This window comes from Pseudoalteromonas sp. MMG022 (genome assembly GCF_021654245.1).
GTDB lineage: Bacteria > Pseudomonadota > Gammaproteobacteria > Enterobacterales > Alteromonadaceae > Pseudoalteromonas > Pseudoalteromonas amylolytica.
This window is the reverse complement of the sequence record NZ_JAKFZQ010000049.1, coordinates 1-1,192: the sequence shown is the minus strand read 5'-3', so window position 1 is coordinate 1,192 and position 1,192 is coordinate 1. Positions and strand designations below refer to the sequence as shown.

At 44.0% G+C, this 1,192-nt stretch carries 1 protein-coding gene; it reads left to right on the top strand.

Translation table 11 applies throughout. From position 1 onward, the window contains the following. The first annotated feature begins 69 nt into the window (after nt 1-69). Nucleotides 70-1,178 (top strand): IS3 family transposase gene (locus L1070_RS20130; protein WP_237126909.1). Its coding sequence is split into 2 segments (ribosomal slippage): nt 70-316 and nt 316-1,178, totalling 1,110 coding nucleotides; the frame shifts between segments, so codons are not numbered across the junction. Nucleotides 1,179-1,192 lie beyond the last annotated feature (14 nt).

The window sequence follows — 1,192 nt, the reverse complement described above, 5'->3', positions numbered from 1 at the left end:
TGTCCACTTCCCTTAACATGAGACATGTTTAATTAGAGTTTTCTGTAATATCACAAACAGGAGACAACGATGAAAAAGTCACGTTTTACAGAATCTCAGATCATAGCTGTGCTCAAAGAAACCGATGCGGGTATGAAGGTTGAAGAAGTGTGCCGCAAGCATGGGATCAGCAGTGCTACGTATTACAACTGGAAAGCTAAATATGGCGGTATGGAAGCGTCAGATGTTAAGCGCCTAAAAGAGCTTGAAGAAGAAAATGCAAAGCTTAAAAAGATGTATGCTGATGTCAGCCTAGAAAATCATGCGATAAAGGAGTTATTCGCAAAAAAGGGTTGGTGACAGCGCAGAAGCGAAGTAGCGCTAGCACACTGGTTCAAGCGGGTTTGAGTATTCTAAAAGCGTGTAAGTTTGTGGGTATTGGTCGCGCTACCTACTACCGCTCAGAACGAGACTGGCGAAAGGCTGACGCTGCTGTCATTGATGCCATCAATGCAGAATTAAAAAAGTCCCCCAGAGCTGGATTCTGGAAATGCTATGGTCGTCTTCGTTTTAAAGGTTATCCGTTTAACCATAAGCGCGTATATCGGGTGTATTGCCAAATGGGTTTGAACTTAAAGCGCAGAGTGAAACGCGTGTTGCCTAAAAGAGTTGCGCAGCCATTGGAAGTTGTCGCTCAAGCTAATCATCAGTGGGCCTTAGATTTTATGCATGATTCTTTATACTGCGGAAAACGATTTAGAACGCTCAATATTGTTGATGAAGGCACTCGGGAGTGTTTGGCTATTGAAGTAGATACTTCACTGCCAGCGGAACGAGTTGTTAGAACACTTGAACAATTGAAAGCAGAGCGCGGTTTACCGAAACAAATTCGAGTAGATAACGGGCCTGAATTAATCTCAGCGCGTTTAACCGATTGGTGTGAAGCACATAACATCGAATTAGTGTATATCCAGCCTGGCAAGCCACAGCAAAACGGGTTTGTTGAACGGTTTAATGGCTCATTTAGACGAGAATTTCTAGATGCTTACTTGTTTGAAACACTCAATCAAGTCAAAGAAATGGTGTGGTTCTGGCGATTGGATTACAACGAAGAGCGAACACATGAAAGCCTTGGTGACCTGCCGCCCGCAGCTTACCGAGCAAAGTTGGAAAACTCTAGTTTACAGGTGTCTCACTAACGGGGGAGTGGACA